This window comes from Mucilaginibacter tolerans (assembly GCF_030519375.1).
GTDB lineage: Bacteria > Bacteroidota > Bacteroidia > Sphingobacteriales > Sphingobacteriaceae > Mucilaginibacter.
On the sequence record NZ_JAUMKB010000015.1, the window covers coordinates 52,147 to 76,588 of the forward strand.

A 24,442-nucleotide genomic window follows, 5' to 3' on the forward strand; every position below is an offset into this window, starting at 1 on the left:
ATGAAAAAATATATAACATTCCTTTTAACGGGAGGACTTTTGATCCTCTCAATAGGGTGCAAAAAAGATTTAAATTTGGTTAATAAAAGTGCTTACACCTATGACACTTATTTTACCAGTGACGCTGCCATAAACCAGGCTGTTATAGCCTCTTACGCAGGTTTGCTCCACAGTGGTTTGTGGGCGCGGGAGTATTATTTTATTTTTGACTTTCTTGGCTATGATGCCAAAAATAATCAACCACTGCAAGGCGATTTATTGCAAGTGGCACAATATAAGCTTACTCCCGACCAGAGTCAAGTGAATGAATTGTGGGCATCTTTATACCAAATAATATCACGTGCCAATGTGGTTATTGACCGTGCACAGGCATGGAAGCCAGCTAATGCCACAGAGACAACTGACCAGACTCAATATATTGCAGAGGCCAAATTTCTCCGTGCTTATGCCTATTTTCAACTAGTTAATTGTTTCGGCCGGGTACCAATTCGTGCCAAGTTTATAGCGCAGCCAACACCTGCAGAGATTTACTTGCCGAGATCACCGGTTGCCGACGTATGGGCATTAATTGAACAGGACTTGAAAGATGCTGAAGCAGGCCTTCCTGTTTCATACGCTTCTGCCAATTACGGCCGTGCTACACAAGGCGCTGCAGTGGCCCTTTTGGGTAAATCTTATTTATATGAAAAAAAATGGGCCCAGGCACAAACAGAACTTACTAAATTGACTCAAGCACCATTCAGTTATTCGCTGGCACCGGTTTATAACGATCTCTTTGACGATCCGAATCAGGATAATCCGGCAAATAATCCTGAAACCATTTTCCAGGTGATGAACCAGCAATGGACAGATTGGGGTATAGGCAACCAATACTACGTTTTTGGAGGTCAGGAAACCTGGGGCGGAAAAGCAACACACTCAGACCGTGCGCAGGAATATGGCTTTAATGATTGGAACAACGTATATGTAACTACAACCGCCGTTAAAGCCTTCACCTACCCTAACCCGCAAAACCCTTCGGTGAATTATGTAGATCCCCGCGCAGCCTTCACCTTTTATGGGGATGCCGCAAGTGGCGGGCAAACACAATATTGCCAGCAATGTTCTACTGGGCCTGTGGCTTATCCCTTTGCCACAAAAGGATACGAGTGGCTTAAATATGAATATTATAACAAGGTAACAAGTTATGGCGGTCCGCAAAGCGGTATAAACGGCCAGGTAATACGCTATGCCGATGTATTGCTGATGCTGGCAGAAAGCTACATACAGCAGGGCAACACTGGTGCACAACCTTTGGCTTTAATCAATCTGGTGCGCAGCAGGCCAAGTGTTAACGCTCCGCTTTACACTTCATTAGGCAGTCAAACCAACGCTATGGATATATTGATGCGCGAGAGACAACTGGAGTTGACTGGTGAGCAAAGCCGCTATTTCGATCTTATTCGTTGGGGCATTGCAAAACAGACAATAAATGCTGAAAGGCAAATTGAGGATGGTACTCAGCCTTTCCAGGATAAAAATGTGTTATTCCCGATACCTTTATCAGAGAAAAATGCAAATGCTACAGTTGCTAAAGATGTTTCCGGCGATTGGAATTGATTTTTAGTTTTATAAACAATAAGAGTCTGCGCCGGCCAATGGTGCAGACTCTTATTATTTAATTAGCGTATGACCAAGGCAACAAACGATCGGTCAAAATGAAGGAATAATCTTGCACCATTTTCATGCTCACGAAAAGGGTTATTGCCTTTAACCCTTTTTAAAATGGTTCTGTGCAGAATTTTCAGTAACTTTAAGTGAATTACCTTATTCATTGGATTATGTTACAGCGTTTGCAAAACCGGGTTAACGTTCACTTCCAACCTCTTTTTTTATTGTTGCTTATAGGTTTCCTGGTTGTCGGCAGTATGACCCGGAAGGACCATTACCTTGTTATCACCAAATATACCCCATCAGGTGTTGTCGACTGGGAACTTAATATGACCAACGCCCGGAGGGATTCCATCTTGAAAGAATGGCAAGCCGGATTTAAAAAAACTCAGACCTATACCAGCAATGCCAATAATCCTAAAACCGTAACTGGTATTGAGGCGGTTATCCTGCACAATAATGCAGACTATGGCTTTATTTTGGACTACACGTTGCTTTTACTTATCCTGATTATCAGGGTAGGTTGCCAAAAAGCTCATCCCCGAAAGTTTGTTATCTCCCAGCGCGCCGTTTTGACAATGGGAGTTATGACAATTCTGGCCGGGCTGATGGATGTTTTTGTGAATATAGCTACAAGCCGGATGCTCTTGCATTTCAGGCTTAAAGAAACATTACCCGATGCCTGGACCATTGGCATTTTTGCATGGACCAAGTATCTGCTGCTTATTATTATTACTGTTAAGTTATTGTACGAGGCTTTTAAGTTAGGCAAACCAAGACTTTGGCTTGAGTTTACTTCCGTTTGGCTGGGAAGCCTGCGTTTTTATTCCTGGCGGTTCCGTATCGTATTATTGGTCCTGCTGATTTTTTTATTGGGTATATTTAGTAATCAGGTACAGGATCTTTTCCTTTCGATCAATACGTCTCGCGTGGCGAGCATTTATTTTCTGCTATCGACGACATTACTGGCTTTATTGTGCTGGCACCTGCCCAAGGCAATTGATAATGCACGCAATATAAGCTATAGAAGATTTTTCATGGGGCCTTTCGATTTTGCAAAAGCAAGGGTGTCAGCGACCAAAAGGCCGTCAGAAAAAGTAAATACAGCGCGACTGTTTGGAGCCTCCGGATTTCTCATACCTGCAATAGGTATACAGCAAGCAATGAATTCGTATCACATCGATTATAAGCTTAGCGGGATACCTCCAATGATCATTTTGATCGCTGTTTTAGCGTTCTATACAATCGTATTGCAGTATCATTGGATTGACCGTTTCTATAAAAAAGGAGCGCATGTAATTAAATGGCGTTACTGGCTAAGTATGGCTGTTCTGCTGTTCCCTTTGGTGATATGGGGCTGGGGCTATGGCAGACAAAGCCGCGAACCCTATTTCCTTGCCTATTTATCACTCGACCTGGTTTTTTTGTCGATGATATTTTTAATTACTGCCACCTTGCGCACCAGTTTTCAGACAATTTCAAAATGGAATGCCGCGCCTTGGATTACTTTTAGCGGACTGGCTGCTTTGCTTTTTTTTATCTTATGCAATTCGCCAACTTTTCTGAATACCATTACCCGCGATAATCGTTTTTTTACAATGCCCGTTGTGTTGTGCGCTTTAGCTGGCTATCTGCTATGTTTCTCCTTCTTGCAGTTTACAGGTAAAAAAATCGGTATAAGCCTGATTACCTTCTTACTGTTGTTTACCATTTACCGGTCGGCAAGCACCGTTACGGTCTATCATGAAGCTTATATTGAAAAACAAAAAAACTATCGTAAATCACTGGATTCATTAGATAGTTATACCGAAAATTGGTTAATCAGCCGAAAACAAGATATTAACGATTTTACGACCAGGCATCCGGGTAAAACTTATCCGGTATTTTTCGTGAATGCTTATGGTGGTGGCATCCGTGCCACCGTGTGGACAACCATGGTAATCGGTACATTGGACAGCTTGTTAAAATCAGAGAATACAAGCGGTTCAGCGGGATCTGATTTTCAACACTATGTTTTTTCCTATTCTGGAGCTTCGGGCGGTACCGTTGGTGTGTCACTGCTTTGCAGCGCACGCTATCGTTACAGACAACGAACAAGTGATGATACTGTCTTTTACCCGCTCAACTCTCTCGATATTTACCGGAATGATTATTTTACTACTACCATGGTTGGTTTGCTCGGGCGGGATATGCTGGCATCCGCATTAGGAATAGCGCCCTGGCCCGACAGAGCAAGACTAATGGAGCAGGTCTGGGAAACGCATACTGCCCCTCATCATGCGGATATGAGGGTTACTATAGGAGATATTGGAAAGGACAAAAACTATGAAGTCCCCCTGCTATTTGCCAATACCTTTGATGTAGATAGCGGGAAAAAGGGCATCATAGCGCCAGTACTACTAAGTAACCTGGATTTTCCGGCGACAATAATGCTGGAACAGGAAATTAAAGATCCCGGCGATTTGCGTCTGAGCACCGCAGCTTTTCTGAGTGCCCGGTTTCCCTACATCAGCCCTTCTGCTAAGTTGGACGGTCGGCATCACTTCATGGACGGGGGGACCTGGGATAACTCAGGCGCCGAAACCTCACTGCAGGTGCTGACTGTATTTGAAAGAGTCCGCAGCAGACTGATCAGAAAAGACCCAGTTTTCAGCCATATACAGCCTCAGTTTCTTTCGCTGCCAAATTCGGTCCTGACAACAGAATCAACCGGGAAGCCTGGAAATTTATTTGAGCTTCTTGTCCCACCTAAGGGCATATTGAATAGCAGGGTGGGCTATACAAAAAAGGCTGATGGGTGGAACTATTCCTTCTCGCGCCTGAAACACTATGGATTTTATCAATTCAGGCCGACAGATGAACGGTTACCCAAAAGCACCTTGTCACCGGTGTTGCCCCTGGGCTGGCAAATGTCTGAGTATGCCATGACGAAGTTACGGTTCAACGTTTCAAGAGACAGTTCTTCAATTGATCAGGTGTTGGACTGTTTTGGAATGTCCAGAAAAAAGAAGAAATAGTAGCTTTGATTAACGAAGGAAACAGCCGTTATCTCCAACCCATGAATAAAAAAATTGGCCAGCTGAGCCTTTCAAGATTTGCTGATCTGTATGCAGACAAAATGATCGGCCCTGAATTTTTTATTACAGACGAAAAGCAGCTATTGGAATTGAGTGAATACCCGTATCGCTCCGACGGCTATATCATCGGTATTTGCACCCGCGGAAAAGCAGAAGTAGAGGTAAATCTGCAGGTTTATCAGGCTGTTCCTGGTGCGATGCTTCTGGCAACACCCTTTCACATTCTGAGGATTTATAACAGCAGTGATGATTTTTTGTGCCGGTTCATTGTTTTCTCCAAAGCTTTCTTAACAGGAAATAATGCCAATAGTCTTTTCCTGGAGTCATTTAGCTATTTCAAAAGTGAGTCTCATCCCGTCATTCATCCCGATCAGCAGGATGCAGCTATAATCCTTGAGGCTTACCGTTTGATACAGCAAAGACTGGAGCAGGAAAAGCATCCCTATCGTCAGGAGATAACCAGAGCTGCCTTCACTATGCTGCTATACGAACTGGAATTTATTTACGAAAAACAACATGTAATAATAAAGGCCAGGCAGAACCGTAAACAGGAATTAAATTTACTTTTTCAGAATCTTGTCTTTCGTTATTATAAAGAGCACCGAAGTGTTCAGTTTTATGCTAATACCCTTTGCGTATCACCTAAACATTTAACAGAAACGATTAAAGAAGTCACCGGTAGAACATCCGGCGAATGGATCGAAGATGCGGTGATCCTTGAGGCCAAGGTATTATTGAGAAACCACGAGATCAGTATAGCCCAGGTTGCCGAAAATATTCATTTTCCGGATCAATCATCATTTGGTAAATATTTTAAAAAACACACAGGGCTATCGCCCACTGATTACAGGATGGTATTAACGCATCAAAATCATCCGGCCGAGATTAAGTGAAATTGACCAGATTAACCGTCCCCTTTCCGACTTTTTGACCAATATCTCCGCGTTACAGCCCTTTTATTGATCTAAAAAAGCGCCTAATTTTACTATTAATTATAAACCGATAAAGCATCCATCAGCCGGGAAAGGCTCATGATGACGACCTTATTTTAAAGTAGTTAATTATGGATGATACAGTTGTAAAAGCTATTAAAGGCGGCGAGTTCCTGATCAGGGAAACTTCAGCCGAGAATATTTTTATCCCGGAAGAATGGGATGAAGAACAATTAATGATTGCCGAAACTTGCATCAATTTTCTTGCGCAGAATGTGATACCGAATCTAAATCGTATCGATGAGCAGGAAGAAGGGCTCATGCCTCATCTAATAGAAGAGGCTGGGGCTCTTGGCCTGTTAGGTATATCTGTTCCTGAAGCATATGGCGGTTTCGGGAAGGATTTTAAGACCTCGATGCTGGTTACCGAGAAATTAGGCGCAGGCAATTCTTTTTCTGTTGCTTTTTCGGCTCATTCTGGGATAGGTACTTTGCCTATATTGTATTACGGCAATGATGCACAAAAACAAAAATACATCCCCAAACTAGCCACTGGCGAGTGGAAAGGAGCCTATTGCCTTACCGAGCCAGGTGCTGGTTCTGATGCGAATTCCGGGAAAACCCGCGCCAGGCTTTCTGAAGATGGTAAATATTACCTGATCACCGGTCAGAAAATGTGGATCACCAATGCAGGTTTTGCCGACATATTCACTGTATTCGCCAAAATTGATGATGACGAAAACCTGAGTGCATTTATTGTAGAAAAAGGCTTTGAAGGGCTTTCGCTGAACCCTGAAGAACATAAAATGGGTATTAAGGGAAGCTCAACCCGGCAGGTGTTTTTTAATGACTGCAAGGTGCCTGTCGAAAACCTGCTTTCTGAACGGCAGAATGGCTTTAAAATAGCAGTGAACATATTGAACCTGGGCAGGATAAAATTAGGCGGTGCAACCGTTGGCGCGGCTAAGCAAATCATTACTACCGCCGTACACTATGCCAATGAACGCGAGCAGTTTGGAAGACCGATCTCAAAATATGGAGCTATACGCTACAAACTGGCACAGCAGGCTATTTTAACTTACGCCGCAGAATCAGCTATTTACCGTGCTTGCCAAAATATAGAAGAAGCAAAGGCAATGTATGTGGCATCAGGGCTTGATGAAACAAAAGCAAAACTCAAAGGCACTGAACAGTTTGCGATAGAAGCGGCAATCATCAAAGTTCATGCATCTGAAATGCTGGATTATGTTGCCGACGAAGGTGTTCAGATATACGGCGGTATGGGGTATAGTGCAGAAGCGCCTATGGACAGGGCTTACCGTGACTCAAGGATCAACAGGATTTTTGAAGGCACCAACGAAATTAACCGGATGCTGACCGTAGATATGATGCTGAAGCGCGCACTGAAAGGTGAACTTGACTTAATGGGGCCTGCTCAAAAAGTTGTCGGTGAGCTGACAAGCATCCCTGATTTTGGTTCAGACGAAGAGGAAAACCTATTTTCAAAAGAGAAGAAATACATCGCAAATTTTAAAAAGGCCATATTGATGGTGGCAGGTGCTGCTGTCCAAAAGCTGATGACACAACTGGCTAAGGAACAGGAAGTGCTGATGTGCGTGGCCGATATGCTGATTGAACTGTATGTAAGCGAATCGCTGCAGTTACGTGTAGAGAAACTGGTTGGCTTAAAAGGTGAAGAGGCTTGCAGGGAACAACTAGAGATGATGCGGGTATATATTAACGACGCTGCCGAGCATATCGCCAAATCGGGAAGGGAGGCGATTAACTCATTTGCCGAGGGTGACGAAAGGAAGATGATGATGATCGGCTTAAAGCGTTTTACTAAAACTGAGGACATTAATACCACGCAGGCGCGAAGAGATATCGCTGCAAAGGTAATTGCTGAAAATAAATATTGTTTTTAAAGCTGCTATATGAATGTGTTTTATGAAGGGCAGGTACTTTGGTCGCAGATGGATGCCAACCAACATATGCGCCACAGCGCGTACGCTGATTTTGCCGCACAGGCAAGATTAAACATGCTGGAAAGTGTAGGCTTAAAGCTGTCAAAACTTTTTGAATATAATATAGGGCCCGTTTTATTTAAAGAAGAATTGATATACCTGCGCGAGGTGGCTCTCAATGAACACCTGAAAATAACTTGCGAAATTACCAAATCGCGGCCTGATGGCTCCCGCTGGTCCATTCGTCATGAACTGTACCGGAGTGACGGCATTAAAGCGTCGGTTGTTACCGTGGATGGTGCCTGGATTGATACAATAAAGCGTAAGCTGACTGTTTTACCAGCCGAACTGAGCCAGTTGTTCATCAAGGCGCCTAAAAGCGACGATTACATTGAAGCTCGCGGCCATACACCGGTTAAATCAGATTAATTGTATTGATAGTGTGCGGAAATAAGTAAATTACTTAATAATAACCCAAAGCAAATTTTAAGCTCAAATTTTTCAATATAAGCGCATTGTATGGATACTAAACGGGTCATAAAAAAAGTGGCAGTACTGGGTTCGGGTGTAATGGGCAGCCGGATCGCCTGCCATTTTGCAAACATTGGCGTACAGGTGTTATTATTGGATATCGTGCCTGAGGGAGCTCCCCAGGATGACAAAAAAGCAAGAAACAAGATAGTAAACGATGCGCTGGATTTTGCGTTAAAGTCTAATCCTTCTCCAATCTACCTTAAGTCTTTTTCAAGACGCATAACCACTGGGAATTTCGAGGATGATATGCCAAAAATCGGGGAATGCGACTGGGTAATTGAAGTAGTCGTTGAACGCCTGGATATCAAGCAAAATGTATTTGAGAAGGTAGAAAAATACAGGAAATCGGGAACATTGATTACCTCCAATACATCCGGTATTCCGATACACCTAATGACTGAAGGCCGAAGCGAAGATTTTAAGCAGCAGTTTTGCGGAACGCATTTTTTTAACCCGCCGCGATACCTGAAATTATTGGAGATTATTCCTACCGGAGATACATCAGCAAGCGTGGTGAATTTTTTAATGGAGTATGGCGAGAAATTCCTGGGGAAAACGACTGTGCTGGCCAAAGACACCCCGGCATTTATTGGCAACCGTATCGGTGTTTTCAGCATCATGTCTATACTGCACTATGTTGACAAAACAGGGATGACAGTTGAGGAGGTAGACAAACTTACGGGCCCGGTTATTGGTCACCCTAAATCAGCAACGTTCCGTACCAGCGATGTCGTCGGACTAGATACTATGGTTCATGTTGCAAACGGGTTGAGCAAAAACGTACCGGATGATGAGGCTAAAGAATCATTCCGCATACCAGATTTTGTGAACGGAATGGTTAAAAACAATTGGCTGGGAAGCAAAACGAATCAGGGCTTTTATAAAAAGGAAAAGACTGGCGCTGGCACTGAGTTTTATGCGCTTGATCTAAAGACATTGGAATATAAGCCTTCACAGAAGGTAAAATTCCCCTCGCTGGAGACTACCAAAGCAGTGGACAGTCTAAAAGAAAGGCTTAAAATTTTGTTTACTGCAAAGGATAAAGCCGGCGATTTTTACCGGGCTACTTTTATGGCACTTTTTGCCTATTCAAGTAATCGTATCCCCGAAATAGCAAACGAATTATATAAAATAGATGCTGCCATGAATGCCGGGTTTGGCTGGGAAATGGGGCCTTTTGAAAAATGGGATGCGTTGGGTGTGGAGCGTGTGGTGCAGGAGATGGAAGCCGCAGGAAATAGGCCTGCACAATGGGTGTACGATATGCTGTCATCGGGAGCAGCCAGCTTTTATAAAACCGAGAATGGCAAACGCTGGTATTATGATATTGCTTCTAAAAGCTACCAGGTAATCCCAGGCACAGAAGATTTTTTGTTGCTAGACAATATCCGCATAGCAAACGTTGTCTGGAAAAACAGTGGCTCAACCATTACAGATATTGGTGACGGAATAATCAACCTTGAGTTTCATACCAAGATGAATACTATAGGGAGCGAAGTAATTGAAGGTATCCATAAGGCCATTACTTTGGCCGAAGCAAGTTACAAAGGACTTGTAATCTCGAACGAGGGTGCCAATTTTAGTGCCGGCGCTAATGTAGGGTTGATATTCATGATGGCCGTTGAGCAGGAGTTCGACGAATTGAACATGGTTGTAAAGGCCTTTCAAAGTGCGATGATGCGCATACGTTACTCCTCAATTCCTGTAGTTGTAGCGCCGCATCAGATGGCTTTGGGGGGGGGGTGTGAAATATGCCTTCATGCTGATAAGGTAATAGCCCATGCCGAGTTATACACGGGCCTGGTAGAGTTTGGCGTTGGTCTGATCCCTGCCGGAGGAGGCTCCAAAGAGTTTGCGCTCCGCCTCTCCGACGAATTGCAGGAGGGAGACATAGAATTAAACAATTTCAGGGAAAGATTTTTAACCATCGGCCAGGCAAAGGTATCCACTTCTGCATATGAGGCTTTCGAACTGGGGTATCTTAAAAAAGGCCGGGATGTAGTGGTTTTGTCGAGGAACAGGCTGTTAGCTGAAGCAAAACAGCACTGTTTGATGCTGGCAGATGAAGGGTATGTGCAACCCACACCTCGCACAGATATCAGGGTGTTGGGCAAACAAGCGCTTGGGTTGGCTTATGTGGGTGCCAATACCATGTATAGCGGTAACTATATTAGCGAGCATGATGCCAAGATATCCCAAAAGCTGGCTTACGTTCTTTCAGGAGGCGACCTTTCACAGCCTTCGCTGGTAAGCGAAGATTATTTATTAAACCTGGAACGCGAAGCGTTTGTATCGCTTTGCGCTGAAAGGAAAACGTTAGAGCGTATACAATCCATTTTAACAGGCGGAAAAGTATTAAGGAACTGATTTTATAAATTGTAAATAAAATGAATGCATATATAGTAGCGGCCCGCCGCAGTGCTGTTGGAAAAGCCTCCCGGGGAAGCTTCAGATTTACCCGCCCGGATACGCTTGCTGCTGACGTTATAAAACAGCTTTTAGCATCGGTGCCAAATGTTGACCGTGAGCAAATAGCCGATGTAATAGTAGGGAATGCAACACCGGAAGCAGAACAGGGTTTAAATGTAGGCAGACTGATCTCATTAATGGCGCTCGATATTGATAAGGTACCGGGAATGACCGTAAACCGGTATTGTGCATCAGGATTAGAGACTATCGCGATAGCTTCGGCAAAAGTACACAGCGGTTTAGCCGACTGTATTATTGCCGGCGGGGTTGAAAGTATGAGCCTGGTACCGATGGGAGGGTGGCGGATTATACCCAATGCTGATGTCGCGATTACCCATCCTGATTATTATTGGGGAATGGGTTTAACAGCCGAAGCGGTTGCGAAGGAATATAAAATCAATCGCGACGAACAAGATCAATTTGCTTATAGTTCGCATCAAAAAGCAATCAGCGCTATTCAGGAAGGTAAATTCAAAGATGAAATAGCTTCAATAAATGTTGCGGAGACCTATGTAGATGAGCAAGGGAAAAAGAAAAAAAGAGAATTTACGGTTGATACAGACGAAGGGCCGCGTGCAGATACATCATTAGATGCATTGTCAAAACTTAAGCCAGTATTTGATGCCAAAGGAATGGTCACTGCCGGCAACTCATCACAAACAAGCGACGGAGCGGCATTTGTAATGGTGGTGAGCGAACGTTTTTTAAAAGAAAATAAGCTGGAACCGATCGCCCGCCTGGTGAATTATGCGGTTGTGGGTGTCCCTCCGCGAATTATGGGGATTGGCCCTCTTTTTGCAATACCAAAAGTGTTAAAAATGGCTGGGATCGCGCAGAAGGATATCGATCTGATCGAACTAAATGAGGCCTTTGCATCACAGTCGTTAGCTGTAATAAAAGGCTTAAACCTTGATCCTGATATTATTAATGTAAACGGCGGAGCTATAGCTCTCGGCCACCCGCTCGGCTGCACCGGTGCAAAGCTTTCTGTTCAGCTTTTTAACGAATTGAAAAGAAGAAATAAAAAATACGGTATGGTGACTATGTGTGTAGGCACAGGTCAGGGCGCCGCAGGAATATTTGAACTGTTATCATAATAAACCATGAAGAATAATACAGATAACTAATTGCAAAAGAAGATGTAAAAGCTTTCGTGGTTTAATAGCTTTTTACCTTATTAAACTGTTGTACACATGGAAAAGGCGACGAGGTTGTTCGATTGCATAGCAACTCAGGCAAAAGAGCCACGAGTTGATTTGTTAAATGCCAAAGTGAATGGAACATGGAAGGCCTATAGCACAGAAGAGGTGCATGAATTGATTAATCAGTTGTCTGTGGCTCTTTTAAGTATGGGTGTTTCTTATGGAGATGGTACAACCGAGGGTCGCGACAAAGTCGGGCTGATCAGTATCGGCCGCCCTGAATGGTTAATAACTGATCTGGCCGTACAGCAAACAGGAGCAGTATTGGTGCCATTATACCCTAACACCAGTGCCCACGAACTTGAAGAAATACTAAATGAAGCGCAGGTAAAATGTGTATTTGTAAGCAACAAGGAGATATATGATAAAGTAAATGAGATACATTCACGAGTCTCTTCCTTGAAAGCAATTTTCACCTTCGATGAAATAGAGGGCAGCACCCGCTGGACAGAATTACTTAAACCTCTGCAGGAAAAAGATCACCAAACTTTGGCAGCGGTCTGCAATACGGTTAGGGAAGATGATGTGGCAACCATCATTTATACTTCGGGGACCACCGGTCACCCCAAAGGAGTGATGCTGACTCATAAAAATATTTTAAGCAATGTAATGGCCTCAAATGATGTTCTGAGCCAAATACCGGTGGAACAAAAACGCGCACTCAGCTTTTTGCCCTTGAACCATATTTTCGAGAAGATGGTCACCTACATCTACCTCTTCTCTGGTTATTCTATTTTTTATGCCGAAAGTATGGATACCATCGGCCCTAATTTGCGAGAGGTGCAACCGTCGTTATTTACCGCGGTGCCGAGGCTGCTCGAAAAAGTGTTTGAGAAAATACTAATTGAGGGCAAGAAATTGACAGGTATAAAAAGTAAGATTTTCTTATGGTCGATAAAAGTAGCCAATGAATTTGAACTGGAAAATAAAAGTATAGGGTACATAATAAAACTGGCCATAGCCGATAAATTGGTTTACAGTAAGTGGCGTAAGGCAATCGGTGGAAATGTTAAAGCGATAGTAGTAGGGAGTTCTGCCTGCCCTGTCAGGCTCGAAAAGATTTTTACGGCCGCAGGTATTGTTATTTTGGAAGGATACGGCTTAACAGAGACATCGCCGGTAATTTCCGTTAATCACTATGAAAAGAATAAAAGGAGGTTTGGCACCGTAGGCCCTTTACTAAGAGGCGTGGAGGTAATGATAGCTTCAGATGGCGAAATACTTTGCAAAGGACCCGGCGTTATGGTGGGGTATTATAAAAACCCGGGGCTGACTGCTGAGGTAATGGGCGACGGATGGTTTCATACTGGCGATATTGGAGTTTTGGATCAGGATTCATTTTTGAAGATAACCGATCGCAAAAAGGAAATATTTAAAACATCAGGCGGGAAATATGTTGCACCGACACCTATCGAAAACCGAATGAAAGAGAGTTATTTTATTGAACAAATGATGGTTGTGGGAGCAGATAAGAAATTCGCGGCAGCGCTTATTGTGCCGTCCTATGCCAACTTAATACCATGGTGCAAACAAAATGAAATAGCTTTTTCGACTCATGAGGAACTTATTAAGGACAAAAGGGTTATCGCATTGTATCAGTCGATAATCGATGGCTACAATCCTGAATTTAATCATGTGGAGCAGATCAAAAAAATAAAGTTACTTGCAGAAGAGTGGTCCCTGAATAGCGGAGAACTTACACCAACCGGCAAAATGAGGCGGAAAATAATCACAGAAAAATATAATGCCGAAATAGAAAGCATGTATGCCGATGAAGTGAGCGAAAGCCCCAATCTGGTAAAATGACCGATTTACGATGAATAATTCTGATAAACAAAAACCGGTTGGCGGGGCCTTACGTGATGACGCCTTAAAGGGAAAGGCCATTATTATCACCGGAGGAGGAACCGGGCTTGGTAAAGCGATGGGCATATATTTTTTAAAGTTGGGGGCCAATTTGGTGATCACCAGCCGTAATTACAATGTGCTAAAGGAAACAGCCGCCGAAATGGAGGCTGAGACCGGAGGCAGGGCAATAGCAATTACCTGCGATGTAAGAAAATACGATGAGGTTGAAAACATGCTTCATGCAGCCATCAATGCCTTTGGACGCGTAGATGTTTTGCTGAATAATGCTGCCGGCAATTTTATTTCGCCAACGGAACGCCTTTCTGCAAATGCATTCTCTGCGATTATCGATATTGTTTTGAAAGGGTCAGTTAACTGCTCGCTGGCATTGGGCAAATATTGGATTGCAGAAAAAATACCCGGCGTCATGCTGAATATTATAACAACCTACGCTTTTACAGGATCCGCATACGTAGTGCCATCAGCTTGTGCAAAAGGTGGTGTGCTGGCCTTAACAAGGTCCCTGGCTGTAGAATGGGGTAAGTATGGGATTAGAACCAACGCTATTGCACCAGGGCCTTTTCCAACCAAAGGCGCATGGGATCGGTTATTACCGGGAGAGCTTGCTGAAAAGTTTGATTTTAAAGATAAGGTGCCGCTTAAACGGGTAGGTGACCATCAGGAACTGGCAAATCTGGCGGCTTTCCTGGTATCTGACTCCTCAGGCTATATCAATGGCGAAGTAATAACCATAGACGGTGGAGAATGGTTGCAGGGAGCGGGGCAATTCAATATGCTGGAGATGGTGCCGGACGAAATGTGGGAAGCTACTGATAAAGCCAGACGAGGCTAAATGCACGCCCCTCCTTTTTCTTTCAAATTATAAAAATGTTGTAACGGTATCGGCGATAAGCATGTCTTATAGCCATGAAACTACCACAGTTACTGCTTTTAACCTTATTTACACTGTTACTTTGCAATTTTGCTGATGCACAAACCTCAGACAGCAAAATTTCAGGCTCGGTTTTAGACGATACTAGAAAACCGCTTAATGGGGCAACCGTTGTACTGCTTGCGGCGAAAGACTCATCGCTGGTAAGTAATCAGCTTGCGAAATCAGACGGAAGTTTTGCTTTTCAAAACGTAAAGGATAACAACTACATAATCAAAGTAACTTACATCGGTTATAAAAGCTACACCAGTAAAAATATCGCAGTCAGCGGACAAAAAACCATTAATTTACCGGTGATCACTTTATTGTCGATTGGGAAAGCATTGAGTGGTGTAGGCGTGACTGCTCAGAGATCGTATGTTCAGCAAAAGATTGATCGAACTGTAGTAAATGTAAATGCGTTGATATCCAATACTGGCGCTAACGCACTCGAAGTTCTTGAAAAAACGCCGGGTGTGCAGGTGGACGCTGAAGGCAATATCACCTTTAAAGGTAAAAGCGGTGTGCTGGTAATGATTGATGATAAGCCTACTTATCTTTCGGCGCAAAACCTGGCTACTTACCTGAAATCTTTACCTTCTTCAGCATTAGACCAGATAGAGCTGATGGATAACCCGCCGGCCAAATACGATGCTGCCGGAAATGCAGGTGTGATCAATATCAAGACGAAAAAGAATACCTTAAGGGGATTTAATGCTGTTGTATCCGCTAATTATGCGCAGGGTTTTTATAACCGCACCAACGAGAGTATTAATATGAATTACCGCGTAAACAAAGTCAACTTGTTTGCAAACATCTCTTATAATGGCCAAAAGACTTACAGGAGGCTCGAGATTGACCGTAACTATTTAGATGTAAATGGCGATATGACGTCATCACTAAAAGATATTTCCTACTTCAGACCGACTAATCATAACACCAACATTAAGGCGGGAATGGACTTCTTTTCATCACCAAAAACCACCTGGGGCTTTGTTTACACAGGCGATATATCGAACGGTCATGACAGCAGCCCTGTATTCAGCTTATTGTATGGGGCAAACGGCGGTTTGGATTCAACGATCAATACACTTAATACTTCTAAAAATAAATTTAACAGCCATGGCATCAATTTGAATTACACCCATAAGTTTGATAGTACAGGTCGTCAGTTCACCTTCGACCTGGATTATATTCATGACATATCAGGCAGTAATCAAATGTTTGTGAACAATACCTTTTTACCAGACAATACTTTAACCAACTCAACAACCTTAACCGATGATTTGCCTGCTGTCATCAATATTTACTCAGCAAAGGCCGATTACTCGCACCCGCTTAAAGGCAAGGCCAGGATTGAGGCAGGTGTAAAAAGCAGTTATGTAAATACCGATAACGCTGCGAACTACTTTAATGTGATCAATAATGTGGATTCCATTGATTATAGCAAGACTAACCGATTTTTATATAAAGAGAATATAAATGCTGCCTATATCAATTTTAATAAAAATTTTGGTAGGTTCTCTATACAAACAGGGTTACGTTTAGAAAACACCAACGGATGGGGGCATCAGTTGGGTAATGCCCAAAGGGCGGATTCATCATTTGTGAATCACTATACCAATCTGTTCCCAACCGCCTATTTCTCCTATAATATCGATACAGCGGCTCACAATGTGCTTGTACTGTCTTACGGTCGTCGCATTGGAAGACCGAACTACGGAAGTTTAAACCCCTTTACCTTTTTTGTGGATGAGTTTACCTACTTCTCCGGTAATCCCTACCTGAAGCCGCAATTCACGGATAATTATAAACTGGCTTATAGCTTCAGGAGCCTGTTTACAGTTGCCCTTACCTATAATCATACCGCTGATGTTCAGGGCGAAACCATTCACAGAATCGGCAAAGTTTTCATCAGTACAACAGGCAACATCGGGCAGCAGAAGCTGTTCGACCTTTCTGTTAGCAGCAATTTCCAGCCTGCCAAATGGTGGTCGGTTAATTTATATGCCGAAGAATATCGAAATTCTTACCAGGGGGCGTTTTACACGGGGTATCTTAACCAATCACAATATTCGTTTTCTGCCAATGCCAATAACCAGTTTACTTTTCCGCATGGGTGGAGTGCCGAGCTAAGCGGATTTTATAATACCGGTGGCACTTACGGTCAATTTGTTCTACTACCCAAAGGAATGCTCAATGCTGCACTTCAAAAGAAGATTTTGAACAACAAAGGTTCCATCAAATTAAACGTACGCGACATATTGCACTCATTTGCACCAAGCGGGACTATTACTAATATCCAGGATGCCACCGCCACCTTCCATAACTTTGTGGACACCCGTGTAGCAACTCTGGCATTTACCTATAGTTTTGGTAAATCAACCAATACACCTGAAAAACGTGAGACCGGTGGTGCCGACAGTGAACAAAGCAGGGCACATTAATAGGATGATACGGGTGGTTGTTATACAATGAAAGGTCAGTTTTTTGCACCTGCTAGAGAGTTATCGTTATGCTTTATCCAAAAGTAAGGGCAATTATGAAGACTAATTTTTTCCCCATTTCCACCTTTTTCAACAGCTTTTTTAATTCCGCTGACGGTCGTAAGGCGATCCCCGAACCGAGGCCCATTTACCTGAGTGGTTAAACATATTTGGAAACATATCGATCCATATCAATACAGCTGTTCTATGAACATTTTATGACCAAAGCCCGTAAATTTGCCCAAGGGTTATTTGCGGGAACTATGCATGTTTTGGGTGGCAACCATAAGAGTTTATATTCGCAAAAGACCGTCAGGAGCAAAAATAATAGCTGCTTCCAGCTTTTCAGCGGCTCACCCGAACTGCTACCTACCCAGTATGGCAGCAGTTTTTCTGGAATGGAAAGTTTTTGTTATTCTACTATCTTCCCGCCCGCATTGTATTAATGTCACCAGGATTGTGTTAAATATGTCATCTACAGTTGCGCCGCGGCTGAGGTCATTTACTGGTTTATTAAGGTTTTGCAGTATTGGGCCAATCGCCATAGCGCCTGTTTCCTGCTGAACAGCCTTATAAATTGAATTTCCGGTATTCAGGTCAGGGAAAATGAAAACGTTAGCTTTCCCTGCCACTTTGGAACCTGGGAGTTTAGTTTTGGCTGTTAACGGGTTCACCGCAGCATCATATTGGATAGGGCCCTCAACATCAAGATCAGGCCGCCTGCTTTTTACTATTTCTGTGGCGAGACGCACTTTCTCGACCTCATCCCCAACTCCTGATTGGCCTGACGAATAAGAGATCATTGCTATTCGTGGCTCGATATTGAAAATTTGGGCGGTTTCTGCAGATGAAATAGCAATTTCTGCCAACTGTTCCACGCTAGGGTTCGGGTTTATTGCACAATCACCGAATATAACTACGCGATGAGGGAGGCACATAAAAAATATGGACGAAACAAGCTGTTTGCCTTCTTTCATCTTTATAAATTCCAACGCAGGTTTAACAGTTTGCCTGGTCGTATAAACGGCCCCTGAAACCATCGCGTCTGCACGACCGGAATACACCATCATGGTTCCGAAATAAGAGGCGTCTGCCATTAGCGCGTCAGCAGTGTTACGCGATAACCCGCTTTTTTTTCGCAACTCATAAAGCCTGTCTGAATACAGCTCAAAATCCAGATCATTAATCGGATCGACAATTTCAACTTGAGTCAGATCTAAGCCGATCTGATCTTGTTTTATGAGCGACTTGATCTGATCCGGATGACCCATTAAAATAATTTCGCCGAGTTTTAGCGAAATTACTCTTGCAGCCGCTTTCAATATTCTTGGATCGTCGCCCTCGGGCATAACTATACGCGCTTTCGATTTCCTTGCCAGTTCCATTAATTGAAATTGAAACATGTGAGGAGTAATTATATAGGGGAACTTCTCCTTAAGGCGCTTTTCCAATCCTGATTTAGCTACCCATTTTTCAAAAGCATTTATGGCCTGGCGTATTTTTTCCCGTTTTTCAAAGGAAATGTGTGACCTGATGTGACTTATTGAAAGGACAATATCAAAAACAGCATTATACGAAAAAATAACGGGTAAATCCGTTTCTGCGATCAACCTTAAAAGTTGTTCATTTGGTTTGGCCTTTGAAGATAGAACTACTCCTGCAATAGAGTTATTGTTTCCAGAATGATAAGCATTTGCGGCAGTTTTAATTATGTCAATTCTATCAGCAGAAGTAATAATAAGGGCCGGTTCATCGATTTGACTGAATGTTCTCTTTACGGATGCTGTTCCCACAATAGTCTGGGATACGGTGTTTAATAAGTTTTCTTTTCCTGATAAAAGAACTCCATCCACAGCCCTGCAAATCTCGGCCATAACGGGGTTACTCAATTCCTTTATACAAGGAATTACGCTAACCGGAAATTTGCTGCTAAATTTATTTTGCAGCTTGTAAAGCAGCATTTTGGTTAAGCTTGGAGCCACTTTATTGACGGCGATGCCTGCCATGAGTATGGATCTGCTGCTTAATTGACAATACATTTCATCAGCCTCAGCCAAAATTTCAGACTCAGTTTTATTGTCCCCCTTAATTACCAATAAAATGGGAGTGCTGATATTTTCAGCTATTTCGATGTTGAGATTGGTTTCAAAAGCGCTCGCTGTGTTAAAATAGTCAGTGCCTTGAACAATGATCCAATCATGATTTTTTTCAAGCAGCTTATATTTTTCTATGATCGTGTCGATCATCTCCCCGCGGTTTGTGGCTTCCAGCGTGCAATAATCCCCGCTAATCGCAAAGCAATTCTTCATTTCAGCGCCGGTTGAAAAGTAATTGCTGATGGTTTTGATATCCGGGTCTTCTTCGCCCGATTTCATTTGACCGATCACTGGCTTAAAATAAGCAGTCTTAAAACTCTGACCGAACATGTTCATCAGCCCCAGGGAAATCACAAATTTTCCACTGTCGGCTTCAGTGCTGAGCACATATACTGACTTTGCCATAGAGTTATAATTTGCTTACCCCTGTGAAATGATCACTTTTAAAGCTTTATTATCAGCGGCATGTTCAAAAGTGTCATAAGCATCTAATATGTGAGCTAACTTAAACCGATGAGTGATAAGCTTTTCAGGCTGCAATTTTTTACCATTAACCGTTTTTAAAAGCATGGGAGTAGAAACGGTGTCTACAAGACGCGTTGTAATGGTAATATTTTGAGCCCAAAGCGACTCAAGATGAAGATTGACACTTTTGCCGTGTACGCCGATATTTGCAATATGCCCCCCCGGAGCGATGACTGACTCGCAAAGTTCAAAGGATTGCGGTACGCCGACGGCTTCTATAGCTACATCAACCCCTTTACCGCCTGTCAGGCTTTTTACTTTAGCAATCGGGTCTTCTTTTTCGAAATTAATGATTTGGGTTGCTCCAAATTTTTTAGACACTTCCAGACGGTTTTCATCACGGTCAATCATTATGATTTCGGCAGGCGAATAGAACTGTCCTGTCAGCAACGATGCCAGGCCGATTGGCCCTGCACCCACAATGGCAATTATATCCCCGGGCTTTACTTGCCCGTTTAAAATGCCGCATTCAAAGCCGGTAGGCAATATATCACTTAACATTACCAATGCTTCTTCATCAGCCCCCGCTGGAATGGGATATAGACTGTTGTCGGCATGTGGTATCCTCACATATTCAGCCTGGGTGCCGTCAATCAAATGGCCTAGTATCCAGCCGCCGTCTTCGCAGTGCGAATACATTCCCTTTTTACAATAGCTGCATTTTCCACATGATGTGATACAAGAGATCAATACGTGGTCGCCTTTTTTGAAATTGCTGACAGCTGTCCCAACCTCTTCTATAATACCTACACCTTCGTGTCCGATAATGCGGCCATCAATCACCTCGGGAACGTCACCTTTCAAGATGTGCAGATCGGTCCCGCAAATAGTGGTTTTCGAAATCCTGACGATCGCATCAGTAGGTTTCAAGATTGTCGGCTGGGGTTTCTCCTCCCATGATTTTTTCCCCGGCCCGTGATAAACAAGTGCTTTCATAATCTTTAATTTGAAAGCAAAGTTGACTGAAATTTTGTATGCAATAAATGACGATGGTCATGTTATGGCGTGACATAGAATCCTTTAATCCGTTTATTTAATTAAACTGAATGCAGATATTATGCCTGCGGAGAAGGCGGAACGGACGGCGCAGGAGTATTTGGCAATGGAGGCACGGACGGTGGCGGGGGCACCTCAGCTGGTTCACGTTGAGGGTTTTCTTGTGGTATACCAGGCCCGGTGGGTTCACCTGGTTTCTGTATTTCAGGTTTTTGTGGATTTACAGGCATTTCTTCCTGCTCACCCGGGAATGTTTTCTTGATCATTATACCTGTTGCAACAAGCGGCAATACTGATTGTTTGATTGTTGATTTGGTTAAAGCTTCAGTAACTCGAGCACCTTGTAAATCACCAAAGCCGGCCAGAATACGGCTTTTATAATACCTAAAATGCCCATCCAAAAACTCATGGCATGACTGATGAAGTATACCAATGAACCTATAAACCCCATGCCATAAAGTACTGAACCCTGGTTGCCCGCTTTTTTAATTTGCTCTTTCATAAACTTTACTGGTCTGTCAGGTTTGTAATTACTTAGCAAGTGGGCGAATTGGTAACTTTTTCAGAATGCCATCAACAACTTCCGGTATATCATTGATCGCTTTTTCCGGGTTATCGACCTCCCCTCTGCCGTAGCCCCGCCATATAACGCGTGAAGAATGCTGGTCAATAAGGTCAATAATCAAAGTGCCTTCCTTATAGGGCACCTGTTGAATTTCCTGGCCAACGTAGATCGGGTAGGGGGCACGATAAGCATAATAGAAATAGTGACCATTATAGGATCGAACGGCACCCCGATAAAACTGACCGCTATAGATATAGACCGGGTTATTATAGAGCCTGGCTTTGTCATTCACGGCTATTGAATATCGGACAAGAAGATCCGGGCGATGCGATTTTAAAACCAGCCCCCTTTTTTCAAGTTGCGCTGTTACTTCATTTTTAATTTTTTCATCAGCAATATCATTATACCTGCTGTTCTTAACTGTATCGGCAGGCGGAATCCAGGCAAATGTGCGGAATTTGCCAAAGTTAGCACTGCTGCTTTGAATTGCATAGTATTGGTAGGATGAACACCCTGCGGCCAGGTAAGTAGCCAGCGTAATCAGCATGAGTTTAATAAACTTTTTCATAACAACTTTTTTATCGCTTAAGCACGTTCAAACCGGCCTGTTACTTTTTTAATCCTGATCTTATATACTATCGGATCAACGCGTGTATCAATATCAACCTCGTTGGCTGCGATGCCATGTGATGCATGGTGCTGCGGCTGGGAAACGAGCGGCATAAACCGGTGTGTTAAGAGCTGGCGAACCTGCTGCTTTTCATCCTCATCTGATATTTCTTCAAATATCCCCCAGGTAATAACACAACGCCACTGGAAGATACTTTCTATATCCTCCACCTCGAAACAGACATTAGGGCTTTTGCGCATCATATCTATTTTTTTCCCGGGGCCAGAGTGGGCGTATAACACCCCATCTTTGTAAACATAATTTAACGGCACTATATAAGTTTCACCGTCATAATGGCAAGCGAGCCTGCCGGTTATCTGTTCCGCCAGGAGCGTTTCTATCTGTTTTTCGTCGAGTTGTCCTAACATTGTTTTTGTGTGTTTTACTTTATCTATTTTCTATTGTATTAATACAAAAGTATTCGCGCGTGGTCGCAGCTTACATGACTTTAATCATCGGCATAAGTGATATAAATCACTTTGTGCATTTAATGTGGTTTTAATAATAATATCTTAATTATAAGTAAGTTATGTAGCTATTGTTAATTGGTTGTAAAGAAGATATCGAAGCGATATTCGGGAAACGCGAGGGTAGGAAGAAAAGTCAAAGTATATCAGACGGTGAAGCAAGGTGACCAAGATCATGAATTGATGTGAAGCGTGTCAGGGCTTGATAATCGAATTATTTTGAAATTTTATCATTAAATAAAAAAACGTTGTTCTATTTTTTGCGGACAGTGTCGGCTTTTTTCTGTTTCTGTTTCTCAAGATTTTTGAAATAGCCACGTAACAGGAAATTGTGTTTTAAGGCTTCCATATTTTGGTTAAAACCATCTGTCCCTTTTTTAATATTCTCCATACTTATGCTCAGATTTTTGGCTGTTACGGAGTCGTTGAGCAGAAGCTTAACCACTCCTTTACCTTTATGCAAGTCACCATTCAGTTCGCTTACCATCTTATTCATTTGGACGGTAACCTGGTTGGCATTGTCGCTGGCCTGCCTGATCTTACTTACGGCCTCATTCAAATTGGTTGCGAGTGTGCTGTCTTTCAATAGCAGTCCGGCGTTACCTTTACCTTGCTTTATTCGGGAAACAAGATCATTCAGGCCCTGGGTCATTTCACGGGTGCTTATACTGGTTTGTTCAATATTTTTTAAAGTCGATTCAATGTTGTTTTTTAATGTTTTATTATTGAGCAGGCTCCATGCCGCACTTTTGTCGAATTGCTGAACGGCATTCTTAAGTGATTCGGAGATATCGGCTATATTGTTGCTGGTTTTTGATAGTGTTTCGAGTATTTCGTCGGTGCTACTGATCTTTTTTGTTTCAATCAGATCGTTATCCTCAATAAGGGACAGTGCACCCTTTCCGGGTACAATATTGATGATCTTATCGCCCATCAAGCCCTGTGTTCCAATTGATGCACGGGCATTCTTGTGAATAAATGGCCTTATTTTATTATCGATACGCATCACGACTTCGATTGAAGTATCATTTAGGATCTTTATTTGCTTAACGGTACCGGCTTGTATGCCCGAGAAGAGTACATTATTACCTTCGATGAGGCCGTTGATGTTAGCAAAGCGTGCCCTGAGCTCGAAATTCGACCCGAAGAGACTACGGTTTTCTCCGATCATATACAACGTGAAAATCAGAGCGAGCAACCCCGCTAGCACGAATGCTCCTAATCTGATATTGTTTTCCCCCTGGTTTGCCATTTTCTTATTCAAAAAATTGTTTTACATGTTCGTCTTCCGATTTTTTAAGGTCTTCAAAAGAACCCTCTGTATAGCATTTTCCGTCAAGCAACAATGCAACCCTGTCGGCGGTATTTTTAACACAAGTCATATCATGCGAAATAATGATCGATGATGTTTGGTACTTGTCATGCAGTTTCAGGATCAGGCCTTCTATTTCGCGGGCAGTAATCGGATCAAGTCCTGTAGTGGGTTCGTCGTATAAAATGATCTTTGGCCTTAATATCATTGTCCGCGCCAGTGCAATCCGTTTGGCCATTCCACCAGATAGCTCGGCAGGCATCATTTCAGCCGTATGGCCCAGGTTGACATTCTCCAATGCTTCCATCACCATGTCGTCAACTTCTTTCTGAGTAAGCTCAAACCAATGCCTGCGCAAAGGGAACTCGAGGTTTTCGCGTACGGTCATCGAATCATATAAGGCGTTGCTCTGAAAAAGAAAGCCGATCTCCGTACGCAACATATCCAGTTCATGATGACTGAGTCCGCCTACATCATTTCCGAAAACGATGATCTCGCCGCTGTCTGGCGTGAGTAAGCCAATAATGCATTTGATCAGTACGGATTTCCCGGACCCTGAACGCCCAAGCACAACCAGGTTTTCTTTGCTGTTCAGTCTTAGATTAAAGTTTTTCAGAACATGATTATTGCCAAAAGACATGCAGAGGTTTTTTACAACGATCATTGCTTTTCCGTTACTTTTTTTGATTTCCGTTGGCTGTTGTTGTTGCATGATCAG

General features: G+C 43.0%; 18 protein-coding genes. 10 read left to right on the forward strand and 8 right to left on the reverse strand.

The annotated features are described in order from the left end of the window. The 10 genes from Q3A68_RS18405 to Q3A68_RS18450 all read left to right on the forward strand — a co-directional run bounded on the left by Q3A68_RS18405 (position 1) and on the right by Q3A68_RS18450 (position 17,054). On the forward strand, positions 1 to 1,599 hold the full coding sequence (locus Q3A68_RS18405) for a RagB/SusD family nutrient uptake outer membrane protein (RefSeq protein WP_302902590.1): 1,599 nt from the start codon (positions 1 to 3) through the stop codon (positions 1,597 to 1,599). A gap of 221 nt (positions 1,600 to 1,820) precedes the next feature. Then, entirely contained in the window at positions 1,821 to 4,667 is a 2,847-nt protein-coding gene (locus Q3A68_RS18410) for a hypothetical protein (RefSeq protein ID WP_302902591.1), read from the forward strand. A gap of 41 nt (positions 4,668 to 4,708) precedes the next feature. Next, complete coding sequence (locus tag Q3A68_RS18415) at positions 4,709 to 5,620, forward strand: helix-turn-helix domain-containing protein (protein ID WP_302902592.1); 912 nt, start codon at positions 4,709 to 4,711, stop codon at positions 5,618 to 5,620. A gap of 170 nt (positions 5,621 to 5,790) precedes the next feature. Continuing rightward, complete coding sequence (locus Q3A68_RS18420; RefSeq protein ID WP_302902593.1) at positions 5,791 to 7,584, forward strand: acyl-CoA dehydrogenase FadE; 1,794 nt, start codon at positions 5,791 to 5,793, stop codon at positions 7,582 to 7,584. Between the two features lie 9 nt (positions 7,585 to 7,593). Next, positions 7,594 to 8,052 carry an acyl-CoA thioesterase gene (locus tag Q3A68_RS18425; RefSeq protein WP_302902594.1) on the forward strand — a complete coding sequence of 153 codons (459 nt, stop codon included), beginning with the start codon at positions 7,594 to 7,596 and terminating at the stop codon, positions 8,050 to 8,052. A 90-nt stretch (positions 8,053 to 8,142) separates the two neighbouring features. After that, entirely contained in the window at positions 8,143 to 10,524 is a 2,382-nt protein-coding gene (locus tag Q3A68_RS18430; RefSeq protein WP_302902595.1) for a 3-hydroxyacyl-CoA dehydrogenase/enoyl-CoA hydratase family protein, read from the forward strand. Between the two features lie 20 nt (positions 10,525 to 10,544). Further along, complete coding sequence (locus Q3A68_RS18435; protein ID WP_302902596.1) at positions 10,545 to 11,723, forward strand: acetyl-CoA C-acyltransferase; 1,179 nt, start codon at positions 10,545 to 10,547, stop codon at positions 11,721 to 11,723. Positions 11,724 to 11,819: 96 nt separating this feature from the next. Continuing rightward, positions 11,820 to 13,634, forward strand: coding sequence for an AMP-dependent synthetase/ligase (locus Q3A68_RS18440; RefSeq protein ID WP_302902597.1), 1,815 nt, complete (start codon positions 11,820 to 11,822; stop codon positions 13,632 to 13,634). A 10-nt stretch (positions 13,635 to 13,644) separates the two neighbouring features. Further along, positions 13,645 to 14,529 (forward strand): SDR family oxidoreductase, encoded by an 885-nt coding sequence (locus tag Q3A68_RS18445; protein WP_302902598.1) that lies wholly within the window; start codon positions 13,645 to 13,647, stop codon positions 14,527 to 14,529. Positions 14,530 to 14,603: 74 nt separating this feature from the next. Next, positions 14,604 to 17,054 carry a TonB-dependent receptor gene (locus Q3A68_RS18450; protein WP_302902599.1) on the forward strand — a complete coding sequence of 817 codons (2,451 nt, stop codon included), beginning with the start codon at positions 14,604 to 14,606 and terminating at the stop codon, positions 17,052 to 17,054. A gap of 404 nt (positions 17,055 to 17,458) precedes the next feature. On the opposite strand, the gene pta is transcribed toward Q3A68_RS18450, so the two are convergent. The 8 genes from pta to Q3A68_RS18490 form a co-directional block, all read right to left on the reverse strand. Continuing rightward, on the reverse strand, positions 17,459 to 19,594 hold the full coding sequence (gene pta, locus Q3A68_RS18455; RefSeq protein ID WP_302902600.1) for a phosphate acetyltransferase: 2,136 nt from the start codon (positions 19,592 to 19,594) through the stop codon (positions 17,459 to 17,461). Positions 19,595 to 19,609: 15 nt separating this feature from the next. After that, the gene (locus Q3A68_RS18460; RefSeq protein WP_302902601.1) at positions 19,610 to 20,650 is read right to left on the reverse strand and encodes a zinc-dependent alcohol dehydrogenase family protein; all 1,041 of its coding nucleotides are present in this window, start codon (positions 20,648 to 20,650) and stop codon (positions 19,610 to 19,612) included. Between the two features lie 119 nt (positions 20,651 to 20,769). After that, positions 20,770 to 20,976, reverse strand: a complete 207-nt coding sequence (locus Q3A68_RS18465; RefSeq protein WP_302902602.1) for a hypothetical protein — start codon at positions 20,974 to 20,976, stop codon at positions 20,770 to 20,772. 50 nt (positions 20,977 to 21,026) lie between these two features. Next, entirely contained in the window at positions 21,027 to 21,212 is a 186-nt protein-coding gene (locus tag Q3A68_RS18470; RefSeq protein ID WP_302902603.1) for a hypothetical protein, read from the reverse strand. A 28-nt stretch (positions 21,213 to 21,240) separates the two neighbouring features. Then, positions 21,241 to 21,843 (reverse strand): DUF4136 domain-containing protein, encoded by a 603-nt coding sequence (locus tag Q3A68_RS18475; protein ID WP_302902604.1) that lies wholly within the window; start codon positions 21,841 to 21,843, stop codon positions 21,241 to 21,243. A 17-nt stretch (positions 21,844 to 21,860) separates the two neighbouring features. After that, positions 21,861 to 22,313 (reverse strand): pyridoxamine 5'-phosphate oxidase family protein, encoded by a 453-nt coding sequence (locus Q3A68_RS18480; protein WP_302902605.1) that lies wholly within the window; start codon positions 22,311 to 22,313, stop codon positions 21,861 to 21,863. A gap of 352 nt (positions 22,314 to 22,665) precedes the next feature. Continuing rightward, entirely contained in the window at positions 22,666 to 23,664 is a 999-nt protein-coding gene (locus Q3A68_RS18485) for an MlaD family protein (protein WP_302902606.1), read from the reverse strand. A 4-nt stretch (positions 23,665 to 23,668) separates the two neighbouring features. Further along, complete coding sequence (locus tag Q3A68_RS18490) at positions 23,669 to 24,436, reverse strand: ABC transporter ATP-binding protein (RefSeq protein ID WP_302902607.1); 768 nt, start codon at positions 24,434 to 24,436, stop codon at positions 23,669 to 23,671. Positions 24,437 to 24,442 lie beyond the last annotated feature (6 nt).